Source organism: Kitasatospora sp. NPDC056327, from assembly GCF_042261735.1.
Classification (GTDB): Bacteria; Actinomycetota; Actinomycetes; order Streptomycetales; family Streptomycetaceae; genus Kitasatospora.
Window position 1 is genome coordinate 1 of record NZ_JBHJRC010000046.1, and the last position, 15,771, is coordinate 15,771.

Genomic DNA, 15,771 nt, shown 5'->3' on the forward strand with positions numbered 1-15,771 from the left:
GCACCGGGCTCCCCGGTGCGGGTCACGCCGCCGGGGGGCACGACGGCACGAGACTCGACGACGCGACCGCGCGACCCACCGACACGAGCCACTGAGCGGCAGGGATCCGCTGAGCGGTCGGCCACCAGCCCCGGGGACGGCCCCGGGGGAACGGGGATCAACCTAGCCATGACCGATGCGCCGATGACGGCCCAGGCGGCTTCCACAGCGACCGCCGGGGACATCCTCTCCAGCCATCTCACCGCCCTGGCGGGCGCGTTCCTGCGCGCCCTGCCGCTGGCGGTGGGTGAGGTCGGTGCCAGACCCGGTGTGTCCGCCGTCGCGTCCGAGGGCACGGCGGACCTGCTCCGGGCGGTACGGCGGATCAACGGGCTGCTGCACACCTTCGGCCCGTCCTTCGAGGCGGGCTGGGTGCAGGAGTCGCGGGCCGAGCTGGGCTGGCTGCTGAACCTGCTGGCGCTGGAGCCGGGGTACGTGCGGCGGGCGGCCCGGCTGCTCGGCGCGCTGGACGGGCTGAACGGCAGCGAGACGGAGGGGCCGGGGATGCTCGCCGGTCACGCGGGGGCGCCGAAGGCACGGGCCCTGCTGGACCGGCAGCTGACCCTGGCCAGGACCCGGGCGCACTCCACGGTGCTGCAGGAGCTGCGGTCGGCGCGGCTGCACGCCCTGGCGGACCGGATGACGCTGCTGGTGGCGGAGACGCCGCTGGCGGCGTCGGCGGCCGGCCGGGCGGGCGCGGTGCTGGTGCCGCAGGCGGCGGCGGCGTTCGGGGCGCTGGCGGCGAGCGCGCAGCAGCTGCCCCTGCACCGGGCGGCGACGCCGTACGGCGGGGACGGGCTGCGCCGGCTGGGCGCGGTGCCGAGCGCGCGGGGCGCGCTGGACGCGGACGCGGCGCTGGCGGCGGACGACGCGCCGTGGCACCGGACGGGGGTGCTGGTGAAGCGGGCCCGGTACGCGCTGGAGGTGTGCGGGCGGCCGTCGGCGGTGCTGGACGAGCTGGACCGGGTGCTGCTGCGGCACCTGGAGGCCTCGGAGGCCGCGGTGACGGCGGCGACCGCGGCGCGCACGCCGCGGATCACCCCGGCGACGGCGTACGTGCTGGGCGTGGTGCACGCCGACCAGCGGCTGGAGGTGGAGGCCGCGCGGTACGCCTTCGGGCGGCGGTGGCCGGAGCTGCCGCCGGGGACGGAGGCGTGGCTGGAGCTGTCCCCGGTCGAGAGCTGGGGGCCGTCGGCGGAATCGCGGACGGCCTGAGGTGGGCGGCCGGCCGGTGCCGGAGGACCGCTGGTGGTCCCTGGTGATGCGCTCCCCGTCCGATCGGCCGCGGGCCGTCCGGGCGGTGTCCGACGGTCCGCGCCGCCCGGCGGCAGGCCGGGGGCCGGTGGTGCTGGCGGCGGGCGCGGTGCTCTGGCTGCCGGGCCGGCCGAAGAAGAGCGGCCGGCTGGGCAGGCCGAGGATCGCGGTGATCCACCGGCCGAAGTACGACGACTGGAGCCTGCCGAAGGGGAAGCTGGAGCCGGGCGAGGGCGTGGTCGAGGCGGCCCTGCGGGAGGTCCGCGAGGAGACGGGGTTCTCCTGCGAGCTGGGGGCGGAGCTGCCGACCCAGCACTACGTGGCGCAGGGCCGGCCGAAGGAGGTGCGGTACTGGGCGGCGGTGCCGACGGCGGGGGAGTTCCGGCCGAACCGTGAGGTGGACCTGCTGGAGTGGCTGCCGGCGGGCAAGGCCCGGGCACGGCTGAGCCATGAGCAGGACCGCCGGCTGGTCGACGCGCTGCTGGAACTACTGGGGGCCAGGCCGGTCCGGTTGCGGGGCCCGGAGTCGTGAAGGAACAGTGGAAGTGATCTACCTGCGCCCTTGCCGTGACGCAACCGTTACTACCTGACGTAGTTTCCTGTCATCCGTCCGAGGTTCACTCTGCGTTCACTTGCGACCGGCTGATGCGTCACCTGCCCGGCCTAACTTCGGTATCACCGGAGGGCCGAACGGGCCCCGGACCTCAGCAAAACCCGCGTTCTGCCGTGTTCGACACGGCCGTCGCGTCGGGCATTGCCACAGAAAGGGACACCCTGTGAAGCTCCAGCGGAACGGCCGCTCCAAGGCCCTCGCGATCGGTGCCATGGCGCTCGTCAGCTCGCTGTCGCTCGCCGCCTGCGGTTCGGACGAGAACAACAACACCAGCGCGTCGGGCGGCGCCAGCGGCTCCGCCGCCGCCCCCGCCGCCGCGATCGACTGCGGCCCGAAGCCGGCCCCCCTGGTGGCCGCGGGCTCCACCGCCCAGGGCAACGCCATCGACATCCTGAAGACCAACTTCGGTGCGGCGTGCAAGGAAGCCACCATCAACTACGGTGGCGGCGGCTCCGGTGCCGGTGTCCAGCAGTTCACCCAGGGCAAGATCCAGTTCGCCGGCTCGGACTCGGCGCTGAAGCCGGCCGAGGTCGACGCCACCAAGGCCGTCTGCACCGGCGGCCAGGGCATCAACCTGCCGGTCGTCGCGGGCCTGATCTCGATCGTCTACAACGTCGAGGGCGTCGACAACCTGGTCCTGGACGGCCCGACGATCGCGAAGATCTTCGACTCGCAGATCACCAAGTGGAACGACCCGGCCATCGCCGCCCTGAACACGGGCGCGAAGCTGCCGGACGCCGACATCCAGGCCTTCCACCGCACGGACGACTCGGGCACCACCGAGAACCTCACCAAGTACTTCGCCAAGACCTCGGGCGGCGCCTGGACCGCCGCGCCGAGCAAGGCCTGGGCGGGCAAGGGCGGCCAGGGCGCCAGCGGCTCGGCCGGCGTCTCGGCCCAGGTGAAGCAGGTCAAGAACTCGATCAGCTACGCCGAGCTCTCCTACGCCCAGACCAACAACCTGAAGAGCGCCGCCATCGCCACCGGTGCCACCAAGCCGGTCGAGGCCACCGCGGTCAACGCCGCGAACACCTTCGCCAAGGCGAAGATCGCCGGCACCGGCAGCGACCTCGCGCTGACCCTCGACTACGCGACCAAGGACGAGGGCTCCTACCCGCTGGTCCTGGTCACCTACGAGATCGTCTGCGACAAGGGCAACAAGGCCGACACCCTCGACTCCCTGAAGGCCTTCCTGACCTACTCCATCAGCGAGGCCGGCCAGAAGGCGATCGGCGACGCGGGCTACGTCCCGCTGCCGAAGGAGCTGACCGGCAAGGTCACCGACGTCGTCAAGAGCCTCGCCTGATCCAGTAGGACCTCCGCTGGGGCGGCCCCGTGATCGAGGGGGCCGGGGTCGCCCCAGCGGTATGTACCGCGACCGCACCACACGTCCGGGGCACCGCCGCCAGGGTGCCGCCCCCTCGGGGCCGCACCACCAGACCGGAGTAGACCAATGACTTCATCCACGCCTGCGTCCCCGCAGGGCGGGGAACGCCGCCGGCGCGACAGCCGGGTCGGCGACAAGATCTTCATGAACCTGTCCCGTGGGTCGGGCATCCTGCTGCTGGTGGTCATGGCCGCCATCGCGGGCTTCCTGACCTGGCGCTCGGGCATCGCCCTGGGCAAGAACGAGGGCAACTTCCTCACCACCTTCGAGTGGACGCCGGACGCCCCGAAGCCGGTCTTCGGCATCGCCGTCCTGGTGTTCGGCACCATCGTCAGCGCGACGATCGCGATGGCGATCGCCGTCCCGGTGGCCATCGGGATCGCGCTGTTCATCTCGCACTACGCGCCGCGCCGGATCGCCCAGCCGTTCGCCTACCTGGTGGACCTGCTGGCGGCCGTGCCCAGCATCATCTACGGCCTCTGGGGCGCGCTCTTCCTGGTCCCGCACCTCGAAGGCATGACCAGCTGGATGGACCAGTACCTCGGCTGGACGTACGTCTTCGACCAGTCCCGGGCCACCACCCCGCGGAACCTGTTCACCGTCGGCATCCTGCTGGCGATCATGATCCTCCCGATCATCACCGCGGTCACCCGTGAGGTCTTCCGGCAGGTGCCGCGGATGCACGAGGAGGCCGCGCTCGCGCTCGGCGCGACCCGCTGGGAGATGATCCGCACCGCGGTGCTGCCGTTCGGCCGCCCCGGCATCATCTCGGCCTCGATGCTCGGCCTCGGCCGCGCGCTCGGCGAGACCATCGCGGTCGCCGTCGTGCTCTCCTCCAACAACGTCCTCTCGCTGCACCTGCTCGACCCGGGCGGCGGCACCTTCGCGCAGAACATCGCGCTGAAGTTCAGCGAGGCCCAGCCCTTCGGCCGGGACGCTCTGATGGCCTCCGGCCTCGTCCTGTTCGTGATCACCCTGCTGGTGAACGGTGCCGCGCGGCTGATCGTCGCCCGCCGCAAGGAGTACTCGGGGGCCAACGCATGACCGTCACTTCCGTCCCGGCGGACGCCCGTCCGGTCGGCCGGCCGCTGACCGCCAACCGGCTGCCCAAGTGGGCCCCGGCGGGCGTGGCCGCCGGCTCCATCGTCCTCGGCGTGGGGATCGGCGCGGTCGGCGGTCTGGAGAGCAAGCTCCAGTGGGGCCTGATCTCCGCGATCCTCTTCGTGATCATCAGCTACGTGCTCGCGGCGCAGGTCGAGGGCCGCCGGCAGGCCAAGGACCGGCTCGCCACCTCGGTGGTCTGGGTCGCCTTCATCCTGGCCGTCGTCCCGCTGCTCGCGCTGACCGTCTACACCGTGCAGCAGGGCGCCGAGGTGGTGGACGGGAACTTCCTGTCGCACTCCATGCGTGGCGTCCGCCAGTCCGGTCCCGGCGGCGGTATCTACCACGCGCTGATCGGCACCCTGCAGCAGGTCGGCCTGGCCACCCTGATGGCCGCCCCGATCGGTCTGCTGACCGCCGTCTACCTGGTCGAGTACGGCCGCGGCAAGCTCGCCAAGGCGGTCACCTTCTTCGTCGACGTCATGACGGGTGTCCCGTCGATCGTCGCCGGTCTGTTCATCCTGTCCGTGTGGAACCTCGCGCTCGGCTTCAACTACTCCGGCTTCTCGGGCAGCCTCGCGCTGGCCATCCTGATGCTGCCGGTCGTGGTCCGCTCCACCGAGGAGATGCTCAAGCTCGTCCCGAACGAGCTGCGCGAGGCGTCGTACGCGCTCGGCGTGCCGAAGTGGAAGACGATCCTGCGGATCGTCATCCCCACCGCCATCGGCGGCATCACCACCGGTGTGATGCTCGCGGTGGCCCGCATCACGGGCGAGACCGCTCCGGTGATGCTGCTGGTCTTCGGCGCCGACTACATCAACAACAACCCGTTCGACGGGCCGCAGCAGTCACTGCCGATGTACATCTGGATGCAGTACTCCCAGGTGAACAACCAGTACGGCTACGCCCGTGCCTGGGGTGCCGCCCTCGTGCTGATCGCCTTCGTGATGGGGCTCAACCTCATCGCCCGTGGCATCGCCCGCTGGCGCTCGCCCAAGGCCGGGCACTGAGCGACCGACTGACGTACGACGAAGACTGAGAGAAGACGAACGATCATGGCCAAGCGCATCGACGTCAGCGGACTGTCCGCCTACTACGGCTCCACCAAGGCCATCGAGGACATCTCGATGTCCGTCGAACCCCGCTCGGTGACGGCCTTCATCGGCCCCTCCGGCTGCGGCAAGTCCACCTTCCTGCGGACCCTCAACCGGATGCACGAGGTCATCCCGGGCGCCCGCGTCGAGGGCAAGGTGCTCCTGGACGACGAGAACCTGTACGGCGCCAGCGTCGACCCGGTCGCCGTCCGCCGCGCGGTCGGCATGGTCTTCCAGCGCCCCAACCCGTTCCCGACCATGTCGATCTACGACAACGTGGTCGCCGGCCTGAAGCTCGCGGGCGTGCGCAAGAAGTCCGTGCTGGACGGCGTGGTGGAGAAGTCGCTCAAGGGCGCCAACCTCTGGAACGAGGTCAAGGACCGCCTGAACAAGCCGGGCGCCGGCCTCTCCGGCGGCCAGCAGCAGCGTCTGTGCATCGCCCGCGCCATCGCGGTCGAGCCGCAGGTCCTGCTGATGGACGAGCCCTGCTCCGCCCTCGACCCGATCTCCACCCTCGCCATCGAGGACCTGATCGGCGAGCTGAAGGAGCAGTTCACCATCGTCATCGTGACGCACAACATGCAGCAGGCGGCCCGCGTCAGCGACCGGACCGCCTTCTTCAACCTGGCCGGCGTCGGCCAGCCGGGCAAGCTGATCGAGCTCGACGACACCCAGCGGATCTTCTCCAACCCGTCCGTGCAGGCGACCGAGGACTACATCTCCGGCCGCTTCGGCTGATCGGTCCGACCGCGTCGACGGCGCGGTACCAGCTGCTTCGTGGTGCTGCATGGCGGTGCCGCCGCGGAGCATGGAAAGGGCCCGCTCCCCGGGAGGGGGGCGGGCCCTTTCGCGTCCGGACCGGGGCTCAGCCCCAGAAGAGGTGGACGAACCAGTACACCAGCGCCGCGACGAGGGCGGCCGCCGGCATCGTGATGAACCAGCCGAGCACGATGTTCTTCGCGACGCCCCAGCGCACCGCCCGGATCCGCTTGGTGGCTCCCGCGCCCATGATCGCCGAGGTGATCACATGGGTGGTGGAGATCGGCGCCTTGAAGACGAACGACGTGATGTACATGACCGTGGAGGCGGTGGCCTCGGCGGCGAAGCCCTGCGGCGGGTCCAGCTCGATGATCTTGCGGCCGAGGGTCCGCATGATCCGCCAGCCGCCGGCGTAGGTGCCCAGCGAGAGCATCGTCGCGCAGGAGATCTTCACCCAGACCGGGATCGGGTCGCCCTCGCTCTGGTGTCCCGAGATGGTGAGGGCCATCACCACGATGCCCATGGTCTTCTGGGCGTCCTGCAGACCGTGCGCGAGGGCCATCGCGGCGGCCGAGGCGGTCTGGGCGACCCGGAAGTTGCGCTTGGCCCGGTGCGGGTTGGCCCGCCGGAAGAGCCAGAGGATCGCCAGCATGACCAGGAAGCCGCCGACCAGGCCGACCACCGGCGAGACGATCATCGGAACGACGATCTTGTCGACGACGCCGCTCCAGATCACCTCGGTGCCGCCGGCCAGCGCGGCGCCCACCATGCCGCCGAAGAGCGCGTGCGAGGAGGAGGACGGGAGGCCGAAGTACCAGGTGACGAGGTTCCAGGCGATCGCGCCGGCCAGTGCGGCGAACAGGATCGCCATGCCCTGGCTGCCGGACGGCGTCTCGATGATGCCCTGGGAGACGGTGTGCGCCACCCCGCTGCCCAGGAAGGCGCCCGCCAGGTTCATCACCGCGGCCATCGCCAGCGCCGCCCGCGGCGTCAGCGCCCGGGTCGAGACCGAGGTCGCGATCGCGTTGGCCGAGTCGTGGAAGCCGTTGGTGTAGGTGAAGAAGAACGCAACGCCGATGACGGCGATGAGTGCTGCCATGTCCACGGGGGTCAGGACTCCTTGACCGCGATGGTCTCCACCGTGTTGGCGACGTGCTCGAAGGCGTCCGCGGCCTGTTCGAGGACGTCCACGACCTGCTTGAGCTTGAGCACCTCGATGGCCTCGTACTGGCCGGAGAAGAGGTGGGCGAGCAGCTTGCGGTGGATCTGGTCGGCCTGGTTCTCCAGCCGGTTGACCTCGATCCAGTACTCGGTGAGGTTGGACATGCTCCGCAGGTTCGGCATCGCCCCGGCGGTCAGCTCGGCGGCGCGGGCCAGGACCTCGATCTGCTGCTCGATGCCCTTCGGCAGGGTCTGGATGTCGTAGAGGACGACCAGATCGACGGCCTCCTCCATGAAGTCCATGATGTCGTCCAGCGACGAGGCCAGGTTGTAGATGTCCTCGCGGTCGAAGGGCGTGATGAAGGACGAGTTCAGCTGGTGGAAGATCGCATGGGTGGTGTCGTCTCCGGCGTGCTCGGCGGCGCGCATGCGCTCGACGATCTCCGCGCGGGCCGACACGTCTGATCCCAGCAGTTCCAGCAGGAGCTTCGAGCCCACGACCAGGTTCTCCGCGGCGGCGGCGAACATGTCGTAGAAACTCGTCTCCTTCGGGGTCAGGCTAAAACGCACGGAAATCTCCGATGTGCGGGGTAGGGGACTGAACGATGCTAGGTGCAACCGAGCGCCTGAGCGCAAATGGGGTGGTTGAAAGGGAGCCGGAACCTCCCCTTCCGTTTGTCTGCCGCAACGGTGGTTGCCTCCCGTACCGCAGGCGCGGTGGGGAGCCCCCAGTCTGACGGAACCTCGCCCGGATTGCGCCTGTCGTGCGGCGGCGGGAGCGGGGTGTTCCCCGGACGGGGGAACCGCGGGCGCCCCCGCCCGCTCCCGGCCGGGGTCGCCGGAGGAACACCAGGACGGCCCTTGGTGTTGGACACTGGAGGCCGACGCAGCCACCCAGGCACTCAGACGAAGGCGGGCCGATGACCACCACGCAACCGCGCACCGAGCCGGATCAGGCGCCCGGGGCGGAACCGCACGGCGAGACCCTCGCACTCCCGGTGACGGCGGAGGCCCCCGCCGCGGTCGGCCGCGCCGGCCACGGCCCGCACGGGTACAGCGCCCAGAAGGACGCCCACCTCAAGCGGCTGCGGCGGATCGAGGGCCAGATCCGCGGCCTCCAGCGCATGGTCGACGAGGACGTCTACTGCATCGACGTGCTCACCCAGGTCTCGGCCGGCACCAAGGCTCTGCAGTCCTTCGCGCTCTCGCTGCTGGAGGAGCACCTGCGGCACTGCGTCGCGCTCGCCGCCGAGGAGGGCGGGGCCGAGCTGGACGCCAAGGTCGCCGAGGCCACCGCGGCGATCGCCCGGCTGCTGCGCAGCTGACGGGCCCGGGGCGGGCCGGACGGACCCTAACCCTCCCGGTCGTCCCGGATCCGCGGAGCCCCCGCCGGCCCGGCGGCCGGACCGGCGTCGGGCCGGTCGAGCAGGACCTCGTCGATCCGCTCGGTCGGCAGCCGGTCGCCGCTGCTGGCCGTGGCGGCGATCATCAGCTCACCGGCCAGCTCGATCTCGTCGAGGGCCGCGTCGTCGTGGCCACCGCTGCGGCCGTCCGTGGACGACATCACCTGCACCACCCCTTCAGCGCCCCGCCGGCTCGGGCGGCAGCCACCCGACGTCCAGCCTAGGCACTTCGGGGCCCGTCCACATGGCACGGACGGGCCATCTCGGCGCCCCCGAAACGGGTGGGCCCGGGCGCTCCCGGGCCCACCCGGACCGACGGCCTCCCCCCGGCGCCCGCGCCCGCGGAGCCGGCGCCGGACCCCCGGGAACGCGCTACTTCGGGCTCTCGGTGGGCTTCATCGCGTAGATGTCGGCGGCGGGCGGCTCGGCGGCCTCCACCGGCTTGCCGAAGTCCGTCAGCGCGGTGGTCGAGACCACCCTCACCTGGTCCTTCGCCTCCTTGGAGCCGGCCACCCCGGCGAAGGTGAAGACCTCGACGACCTTGCGCAACCGGCCCTGCTCGTCAAGCCAGGCGTCGTAGGGGACCTCCTTCACGGTGAAGGTCTGCGCCCCCATCCGCAGGCTGTCGCCGCCGCGCCCGCCGGTGGCGTCGGCCGCCTTGGCGAGGTCCAGGGTGCCCCGGAAGTGCTTCAGGACCACTCCGTCGACCGTCTCGGTACCGACCGTCTCGGCCTTCTGGGCGCCGCGCAGCGCCCCGGCGGCGGCCGCCGGGTCGGTGGCACCGCCGCTGACCAGGTTGCCGTCGGGGAGCTGGCGGACGTCCAGCTTGACCCACTTGCCCTCCGGCACCTTGGCGCCGCTGTTCTGCAGGTAGACGGTGCCGGGCAGCAGCACCTCGACGAGCTTGCCGGTGGTCGCGGCGCCCGGTGGCACCTGCACCTCCAGCCGGCCGATCCGCTTCACGTAGTCGTAGCCGCCGGTGCCGGTGAAGACGGCCTTCTTCTCGGCGGACTCGGTCACCAGTTCGGTGCCGGCGCGCGCCGAGCCCGCCCGGCCGGTGATGTCGGCGGCGCTGCGGACCGCCGTCAGCGCGTCGGCGGACAACTGGTCGGGGGTGCTGCCCGCCCGCTGGTCGGCCGAGGCCTCGACGGTGGCGTCCGGCGAGCAGCCGGTCAGCGCGGCGCCCCCGGCCAGGACGGCGGCGAGCAGGGCGGCACCCGCCGCCGGACGCCCGCGCCGCGTCGTGCGACCGGTGCGCTGTTGGTCGGTCATCTTCATCCTCGCGACAACCCCCTAGGGCCCGACTGCCCCGCCGGCCACCACCAGCGGGTGGGCAGAGCTCTTTCCGGGCAAACGAGTTGGGGCGCGAGGGGTTACGGGGAACCCGGAGTGTCCGGGGCGTCGCGCGCCGGTGCCGGGAGCGTTACGGTGAGGCACGTGCACAGTGAGCTGCCGGTCGTTCCCGGCACCACCCCGATGCCCGAGCACCGCATCGCGATCAGCGAACGCGGTTCCTTCTGCTACGCGATCTGCACCTGCGGCTGGTTCTCCCCGGCCCGGCGCTCCCGCGACCTCACCCGGCGCGAGGCGGCGGAGCACCTCGCGGCCAACGGCGGACCGCCGGGGTAGGGCCCCCGCCCGGGGCCGGCCCCGGGCGGGCGCGAGCCCCTCAGGCGGCGAGGTCGGACTCCGGCGGCTGCTCCTCGGAGCGGACCGTGCCGCGGGCCCCGCCCCGCCGGCTCCGCCACCCCTGGCGCCCGCCTCCGGGGCCCCGGCCGGTGTCGGCCCCGGTGCCCCGCCGCGCGCGGACCAGCGGAGCGAGCGGTGTGCGGGCGAGCGCGTGGCAGAGCGGGACGAGCACGGCCATCGCGATCGGCGCCAGCAGCAGCACCACCGCGGTGGCGAGCGCGAAGCCGCCGAGCACGTCGGTGGGGTAGTGGACGCCCATGTACATCCGGCAGAAGCCCTGCAGCAGGGCCAGGCCGCCCGCGATCCAGCCGAGCCGCCGGTTCACCAGGAAGAGCGCCACCGCGATGCCCATCGACATCGTGGAGTGGTCGCTGACGAAGGAGTGCGTGCCCGCCTTGCCCTCGACCAGGACCTCCAGGCCGGAATGGTCCACGAAGGGCCGCGGGCGGTCGACGATCGCCGAGACGGGCAGGTTGGCCAGCTCGGCGACGGCGACCGAGAGCGGGGCCCACAGCAGCCCGGCGACCGCCACCGGGGCGTCCGGGCGCCGCCGGGCCTGCAGCCAGGCCACCAGGCCCAACAGGGCCAGGCCGATCAGGATGCCGTACTCGCCGACCCAGGAGACCGCGCGGTCCAGGCTCTCCGGGGCGCGTCTGGCCAGGCCGTTGACGGCGTAGAGTAGATCGAGGTCGGGGTTGGTCGTGTCGGCAAGCGGCGTCGACACGCCGCACCTCCTTCCGGGTCCGCTGCTCCTGGTCGTCGTGCCGTGGTCCGCCTGCCGCCGCCCGGTACGGGGCGGGTTGACGGTGGACCATCGGACACAACGTCATAACCGGTGTACAGCGTTCCACGGAAACACGCGGTTATGGAAACTTGACTCAGCGTCCACACCGCGCGCACACCCGGCGGCGGGACGGGCTCAGTTCTTTGCGGGAAGTTGACCTGAACCTGTCGGGCCGGTGCCGGTGGCGGTGGCCGTCGCGGCCGGGACCACCGGGGCCGCGGCGGGGCGGCCGGCCGGGGCGACCAGCGCCGCCCGGGCCGCCGGGGCGGCGGGGTTCGGGGCGGGCGGGTTCGGATCGGCCGGGGCCGGGGCGGGCGTCGACGCCGGTTCGCCGGGCCGGCTCGGGGCCACCACCGAACCGTCCGGGTTGCGGGTCGGCAGCGCCTGGGCGGCGTCCGAGGTGACCCGGGTGGCGCCGATGTACTCCCGGGTGTCGATCTTGTCGTACCGGATCACCGCGCCGGTGTGCGGCGCGTTGATCATGTAGCCGCCTCCCACGTAGATGCCGACGTGGTGGATGCTGCGCGGATCCGTCAGGTCCGTCGCCCAGAACACCAGGTCGCCGGGCCGCAGCTGGTCGCGCGACGGGTGCGGCCCCGCGTACCACTGGTCGTTGGCGACCCGGGGGAGCGTGATCCCCACGGTGTCGAAGGCCGCCCAGGTGAGCCCGGAGCAGTCGAACCGGCCGTTCTGCGAGGCCTTGCCCTCACCGCCCCACAGGTACGGGGTGCCGAGCTTGGTCTGGGCGAAGTAGATCGCGGCCGCGGACTGCGCGGACACCTCCACCGGGGCGACCGGGGCGGCGAAGCTGCGGGCCGTCGCCAGGATGTTCCGCACGTACCCCTGGGTCTCCCGGTACGGCGGCACGCCCTGGTACTTCGTCACCGCCCCCGGCCCGGCGTTGTAGGCGGCCAGCATGTTGGACTGCCGGTCGCCCGGGACCTTGGCGACGTGGTTGGCGAGCGCGCAGTCGAAGGTGGCGGCCGAGGCGATCGCGTCCATCGGGTCCCACGGGTCCCGCCGGCCGTCGTTGTTGCCGTCGGTGCCGTACGACGCCCAGGTGCCCGGCATGAACTGCGCCAGGCCCTCCGCGCCGACCCCGGAACGGGCCCGCGGGTCGAAACCGCTCTCCTGGTACAACTGCGCCGCGAGCAACGGGGGGGAGAGATCGGGACACAGCCGTCCCCACTGTTCGATCGCCCCCTGGTACGCGGCCGGCACGGTGCCCGGGGAGAGCCCCGCGGCATTCCCCTGCTGCTGCGGCGTCCCGCTCGCCGCATACGTCCCCAGCGTCACCAGACCGACGAAGCCGGCGAGCACAACTCCCGCGGCAGCGGCGGCCGTACCGCCTTTCCGGAGTACCATCAGCACCATCCCGACGAATCGTCAGTCGAAGTGTCCCGGAAGGCGTTGCTCACCGCAATCATCAGAGATACAAAGAGTGAGCGCTATCCTTCGTACGGTGGACATCCTCGCGTACGTGTCCGATGCCTCACGACCAATCCGCGAGAAGTAGCCAAGTCGACATCAGATCTGGCCAAGAATAGGTACCGACCCTTCGCGCGGGCGGGGTCTGGGCCCTTGAATTTGCCTGATCGGGCGGTGAGATGGAAATGAACCAGAGCAGCGTGCAGAGCATCGCGATCGGCCACCTGGCCGAGGACCCTCCAAAGAAGCCGAATATCGACACCATCATCGGCGGGATCGCCCCGGACTGGGGCCCGTTCGCGAGCCTCGGCTCCGAGGCCCGCGTGATGGTCCAGGTCGTCATGGCCGTGGCGATCCTGGGCTGCCTCGGCATCGCCGTGTGGGGTGCGGCCAAGCAGCGGATCGGAGCCACCGCGATGCGCGACAGCTTCGGCGCCGAACAGGGCAAGGGACTGATCATCGCCGGGCTGACCGGCGTGTTCATCATTGGATCACTCGGCACCCTGTTCACCATTGTCTACGGCATGGCGATCTGACGATCGGGCAGATCCGGCCGAAAGGGCGGAAGCGACCGATCGGACGGACCGGATGGATCGGACGGAACCGGCGCAACCGGCGGATCGGACGGCCGGGTGCCACGGGACGGGACCCCGGGTCCCGCGGGGCCGCTGATCCCCGCGGGGCGGCCGGGGCCGGTGCGTCGCGCCGGCGGACGGCGGGCCGTCCGTGCCCGGTGACCCGTCTGATCGTCCGACCGTCCGACCGCCTGTCCGGGCATTCGTGAATGTTCGGAGCCCCGCCGGGAATCCATCCACCACCCCTTCCCTCCGCGCCCACCCACGGCCGGAGGGGCCCCCGGAGCCGCCAGCCGGCTCCCCGCACCAGGAGGGCCGCCGTGTCGTTGTCCGACGACCAGCCGCACACCCGTACGCGGCTGCCGGTCGGCGAACAGCCGGCGTTCCAGCCGAACGGACGTCAGGCGCGCCCGCTGCGCACCGTGCTGACCGTCCTCCTGGTCGTCGCCCTGCTCGTCCTGGCGATCTCCATCGCCAACCGGGGCAAGCCCGACCCCGCCACCGGCAACGCCGGCCGCTCCGCGGACCGGGCCGCCGCCACCGCCACCTCCGGCGCCGGCCCGGCCCCCAGCGGCGAACAGCCGGTCACCGCGACCGTCAACGGCATCGCCGCCGGCTTCCCGCACACCGACCAGGGCGCCCAGTCCGCCGCCGCCAACTACGCGGTGGCCATCGGCTCCGCCGACATGTTCCGCACCGACGCCCGCCACACCATCGTCACCACCATCGCCGACCCGGCATCCGCCCCGGGGCTCCAGGCGCGCCTGGACCAGGGGTTCGGCGGCGACACGGTGGCCCGCTACGGCCTCGACGCGCAGGGCCGCGCGCCCAAGGGCCTCACCTTCGTCAGCCGCACCGTTCCGGTCGGCACCAAGTCGGTCGGCTACACCGACGCCGATGCCAAGGTCGAGGTCTGGAGCACCGGCCTGACCGGTCTCGCCGGGGAGCGCTCCGTGCAGCCGGTCGTGGCGAGCTGGTTCACGCTCACGCTCTCCCTTCGCTGGACGGGCGGCGACTGGAAGCTCACGGACTACGCAAGCCGGCAGGGGCCCGCGCCCATGCCGGGTGACGAACAGGCCGCCACCGCCGAGGAGATCACCGGCGCCGTCCAGCAGTTCGGGGGTTTCCGCTATGCGCGTTGACACGACCGTCGATCCGGTCACAGACCGCCCCGGCACGCGCCGGGGCGCCGCCACCGGTGGTGCCGCGGGGCCCGCCGCCCGCCGCGCGGGGACGCTGGCGGGCGCCGTGGCCTCCCTGCAGCTCGTGGCTCTCCTCGCGGCCCAGCGGGTCTTCGCAGAGCCGTCTCCGACCCCGAGCCCGACCCCGTCGGCCACCTGCCAGAAGGTCGATCTCCCGATCCCGGGCAGCGATGCGGGCTGTGCCCCGAACGGTGCCGTGGTCATCCCCGGGAGTGGGACGGTCGGGACGGTGACGGATCCGTTGGGGTCGTTGGCGAAGGGGTGTGCGCAGGCGGCGGCGTGGGTGGTGCGGAAGCTGTCGGGGGCGATCGACGGGACGACGGAGGTGGACTTCACCAATGCGTCGTTCCTGCAGCAGTACGCGGTGGTGTTCGCCGCGTCCACGATCATCACGCTGGTGCTCTGGCTCCTCGCGGTGACCAAGCGGGCGGTGCGCGGGGCGCCGTTGACCACGGCGATCTCCGAGGCGATCGGGTTCCTGTGGCTGACGGTGGTGGCGTCGGCGTTCACGCCGTTGATCCTGTACACGGTGGTGAGCGCGACCGACGGGCTGACCAAGGCGATCGCGGTGGGGACGAAGTCGGACACCGGGACGTACCTGGGCGGGTTCGCGGACACCCTGGAGAAGGGTGACATCGGCGGCGGGCCGCTGATCCTGATCATCACCTCACTGGTGGCCGTGCTGGCGGCGGCGGTGCTCTGGATCGAGCTGCTGATCCGGGCGGCGATGCTGTACGTGGGCGCGCTGCTGGGGACGGCGGTGTACGCGGGGCTGGTGGACAAGCAGCTGTGGAAGCACGTGCGCCGCTGGGCGGGGGTGATGGTGGCGGTGGACCTGGCGAAGCCGATCATCGTGATCATCCTCGGGCTGGCCGGCGCGGTGTCGGCCGGGGCGGGGGCGAGCGACGACTTCGCCCGGGTGCTGTCGGGGCTGGCGATCCTGTTCCTGTCGATCTTCGCGAGCGCCTCCGTCTACCGGTTCGTGCCGGGCTTCGGCGACGAGATGATGAACATGCGCAGGGCCCGGGCGAGCGCGGTCTCGGCCGGATCGGCGATGATCAACGGGACCGCGAACTTCATGCGGCAGGGCATCAGCACGCACGGCGACCGCGGTCCGCAGCCGGGTGGCGGGAGCGGGGGAGGCGCGGGCGGCGGTTCGGTCGCCCCGGGCATCGCCGCCCACGCGTCGCGGTCGCCCGCGCCGCCGCCGCAGGCCGGGCCGCCGGCCCAGTCCTCGGGTCCGATCCGCGACAGCAATCCAGCGAAGGGAGGGTGACGGGTA

At 72.0% G+C, this 15,771-nt stretch carries 17 protein-coding genes; 11 read left to right on the top strand and 6 right to left on the bottom strand.

The window, feature by feature from the left end; translation table 11 throughout:
* The first annotated feature begins 168 nt into the window (after window positions 1-168).
* The 6 genes from ACFCX4_RS09815 (at window position 169) to pstB (ending at window position 6,226) form a co-directional block, all read left to right on the top strand.
* On the top strand, window positions 169-1,254 hold the full coding sequence (locus ACFCX4_RS09815) for a CHAD domain-containing protein (RefSeq protein ID WP_376140223.1): 1,086 nt from the start codon (window positions 169-171) through the stop codon (window positions 1,252-1,254).
* An 85-nt stretch (window positions 1,255-1,339) separates the two neighbouring features.
* On the top strand, window positions 1,340-1,825 hold the full coding sequence (locus ACFCX4_RS09820) for an NUDIX hydrolase (RefSeq protein ID WP_376140225.1): 486 nt from the start codon (window positions 1,340-1,342) through the stop codon (window positions 1,823-1,825).
* A 244-nt stretch (window positions 1,826-2,069) separates the two neighbouring features.
* Window positions 2,070-3,212, top strand: a complete 1,143-nt coding sequence (gene pstS, locus ACFCX4_RS09825) for a phosphate ABC transporter substrate-binding protein PstS (RefSeq protein ID WP_376140226.1) — start codon at window positions 2,070-2,072, stop codon at window positions 3,210-3,212.
* Between the two features lie 147 nt (window positions 3,213-3,359).
* Complete coding sequence (gene pstC / locus ACFCX4_RS09830; protein ID WP_376140228.1) at window positions 3,360-4,337, top strand: phosphate ABC transporter permease subunit PstC; 978 nt, start codon at window positions 3,360-3,362, stop codon at window positions 4,335-4,337.
* A complete protein-coding gene (gene pstA / locus ACFCX4_RS09835) occupies window positions 4,334-5,404 on the top strand; it encodes a phosphate ABC transporter permease PstA (protein WP_376140230.1) in 1,071 nt (356 codons plus the stop codon). The genes pstC and pstA overlap by 4 nt, the downstream gene beginning before the upstream one ends.
* Window positions 5,405-5,449: 45 nt before the next feature.
* Window positions 5,450-6,226, top strand: a complete 777-nt coding sequence (gene pstB, locus ACFCX4_RS09840; RefSeq protein WP_376140232.1) for a phosphate ABC transporter ATP-binding protein PstB — start codon at window positions 5,450-5,452, stop codon at window positions 6,224-6,226.
* 127 nt (window positions 6,227-6,353) lie between these two features.
* Here the strand turns inward: pstB and ACFCX4_RS09845 are convergent, their stop codons facing one another.
* Window positions 6,354-7,352, bottom strand: coding sequence for an anion permease (locus tag ACFCX4_RS09845; RefSeq protein ID WP_376140234.1), 999 nt, complete (start codon window positions 7,350-7,352; stop codon window positions 6,354-6,356).
* Window positions 7,353-7,357: 5 nt separating this feature from the next.
* Window positions 7,358-7,978 carry a DUF47 domain-containing protein gene (locus tag ACFCX4_RS09850; protein ID WP_093861445.1) on the bottom strand — a complete coding sequence of 207 codons (621 nt, stop codon included), beginning with the start codon at window positions 7,976-7,978 and terminating at the stop codon, window positions 7,358-7,360.
* A gap of 350 nt (window positions 7,979-8,328) precedes the next feature.
* Here ACFCX4_RS09850 and ACFCX4_RS09855 point away from each other — a divergent pair, with 350 nt between their 5' ends.
* Window positions 8,329-8,733 carry a metal-sensitive transcriptional regulator gene (locus tag ACFCX4_RS09855; RefSeq protein WP_376140237.1) on the top strand — a complete coding sequence of 135 codons (405 nt, stop codon included), beginning with the start codon at window positions 8,329-8,331 and terminating at the stop codon, window positions 8,731-8,733.
* 26 nt (window positions 8,734-8,759) lie between these two features.
* On the opposite strand, the gene ACFCX4_RS09860 is transcribed toward ACFCX4_RS09855, so the two are convergent.
* Together ACFCX4_RS09860 and ACFCX4_RS09865 are read right to left on the bottom strand one after the other, a co-directional pair.
* The gene (locus ACFCX4_RS09860; RefSeq protein ID WP_376140239.1) at window positions 8,760-8,972 is read right to left on the bottom strand and encodes a hypothetical protein; all 213 of its coding nucleotides are present in this window, start codon (window positions 8,970-8,972) and stop codon (window positions 8,760-8,762) included.
* Window positions 8,973-9,183: 211 nt separating this feature from the next.
* The gene (locus tag ACFCX4_RS09865; RefSeq protein WP_376140241.1) at window positions 9,184-10,083 is read right to left on the bottom strand and encodes a hypothetical protein; all 900 of its coding nucleotides are present in this window, start codon (window positions 10,081-10,083) and stop codon (window positions 9,184-9,186) included.
* 165 nt (window positions 10,084-10,248) lie between these two features.
* Here ACFCX4_RS09865 and ACFCX4_RS09870 point away from each other — a divergent pair, with 165 nt between their 5' ends.
* Entirely contained in the window at window positions 10,249-10,440 is a 192-nt protein-coding gene (locus tag ACFCX4_RS09870) for a hypothetical protein (RefSeq protein ID WP_376140243.1), read from the top strand.
* 40 nt (window positions 10,441-10,480) lie between these two features.
* On the opposite strand, the gene ACFCX4_RS09875 is transcribed toward ACFCX4_RS09870, so the two are convergent.
* Together ACFCX4_RS09875 and ACFCX4_RS09880 are read right to left on the bottom strand one after the other, a co-directional pair.
* Window positions 10,481-11,224, bottom strand: coding sequence for a phosphatase PAP2 family protein (locus ACFCX4_RS09875; protein WP_376140245.1), 744 nt, complete (start codon window positions 11,222-11,224; stop codon window positions 10,481-10,483).
* Window positions 11,225-11,419: 195 nt separating this feature from the next.
* The gene (locus ACFCX4_RS09880; RefSeq protein ID WP_376140248.1) at window positions 11,420-12,649 is read right to left on the bottom strand and encodes an NlpC/P60 family protein; all 1,230 of its coding nucleotides are present in this window, start codon (window positions 12,647-12,649) and stop codon (window positions 11,420-11,422) included.
* A gap of 248 nt (window positions 12,650-12,897) precedes the next feature.
* Here ACFCX4_RS09880 and ACFCX4_RS09885 point away from each other — a divergent pair, with 248 nt between their 5' ends.
* The 3 genes from ACFCX4_RS09885 (at window position 12,898) to ACFCX4_RS09895 (ending at window position 15,765) form a co-directional block, all read left to right on the top strand.
* The gene (locus ACFCX4_RS09885; RefSeq protein ID WP_376140250.1) at window positions 12,898-13,248 is read left to right on the top strand and encodes a hypothetical protein; all 351 of its coding nucleotides are present in this window, start codon (window positions 12,898-12,900) and stop codon (window positions 13,246-13,248) included.
* Between the two features lie 359 nt (window positions 13,249-13,607).
* The gene (locus ACFCX4_RS09890; protein ID WP_376140252.1) at window positions 13,608-14,429 is read left to right on the top strand and encodes a hypothetical protein; all 822 of its coding nucleotides are present in this window, start codon (window positions 13,608-13,610) and stop codon (window positions 14,427-14,429) included.
* A gap of 94 nt (window positions 14,430-14,523) precedes the next feature.
* Entirely contained in the window at window positions 14,524-15,765 is a 1,242-nt protein-coding gene (locus ACFCX4_RS09895) for a hypothetical protein (protein WP_376140293.1), read from the top strand.
* The last annotated feature ends 6 nt before the right edge of the window (window positions 15,766-15,771 follow it).

Bases quoted from the DNA above. Each gene is read 5' to 3' on its own strand.
- ACFCX4_RS09880 (WP_376140248.1), bottom strand. From the start codon at position 12,649: ATGGTACTCCGGAAAGGCGGTACGGCCGCCGCTGCCGCGGGAGTTGTG.
- ACFCX4_RS09855 (WP_376140237.1), top strand. From the start codon at position 8,329: ATGACCACCACGCAACCGCGCACCGAGCCGGATCAGGCGCCCGGGGCG.
- ACFCX4_RS09865 (WP_376140241.1), bottom strand. From the start codon at position 10,083: ATGACCGACCAACAGCGCACCGGTCGCACGACGCGGCGCGGGCGTCCG.
- pstA (WP_376140230.1), top strand. From the start codon at position 4,334: ATGACCGTCACTTCCGTCCCGGCGGACGCCCGTCCGGTCGGCCGGCCG.
- pstB (WP_376140232.1), top strand. From the start codon at position 5,450: ATGGCCAAGCGCATCGACGTCAGCGGACTGTCCGCCTACTACGGCTCC.
- pstC (WP_376140228.1), top strand. From the start codon at position 3,360: ATGACTTCATCCACGCCTGCGTCCCCGCAGGGCGGGGAACGCCGCCGG.
- ACFCX4_RS09885 (WP_376140250.1), top strand. From the start codon at position 12,898: ATGAACCAGAGCAGCGTGCAGAGCATCGCGATCGGCCACCTGGCCGAG.
- ACFCX4_RS09860 (WP_376140239.1), bottom strand. From the start codon at position 8,972: ATGTCGTCCACGGACGGCCGCAGCGGTGGCCACGACGACGCGGCCCTC.
- ACFCX4_RS09815 (WP_376140223.1), top strand. From the start codon at position 169: ATGACCGATGCGCCGATGACGGCCCAGGCGGCTTCCACAGCGACCGCC.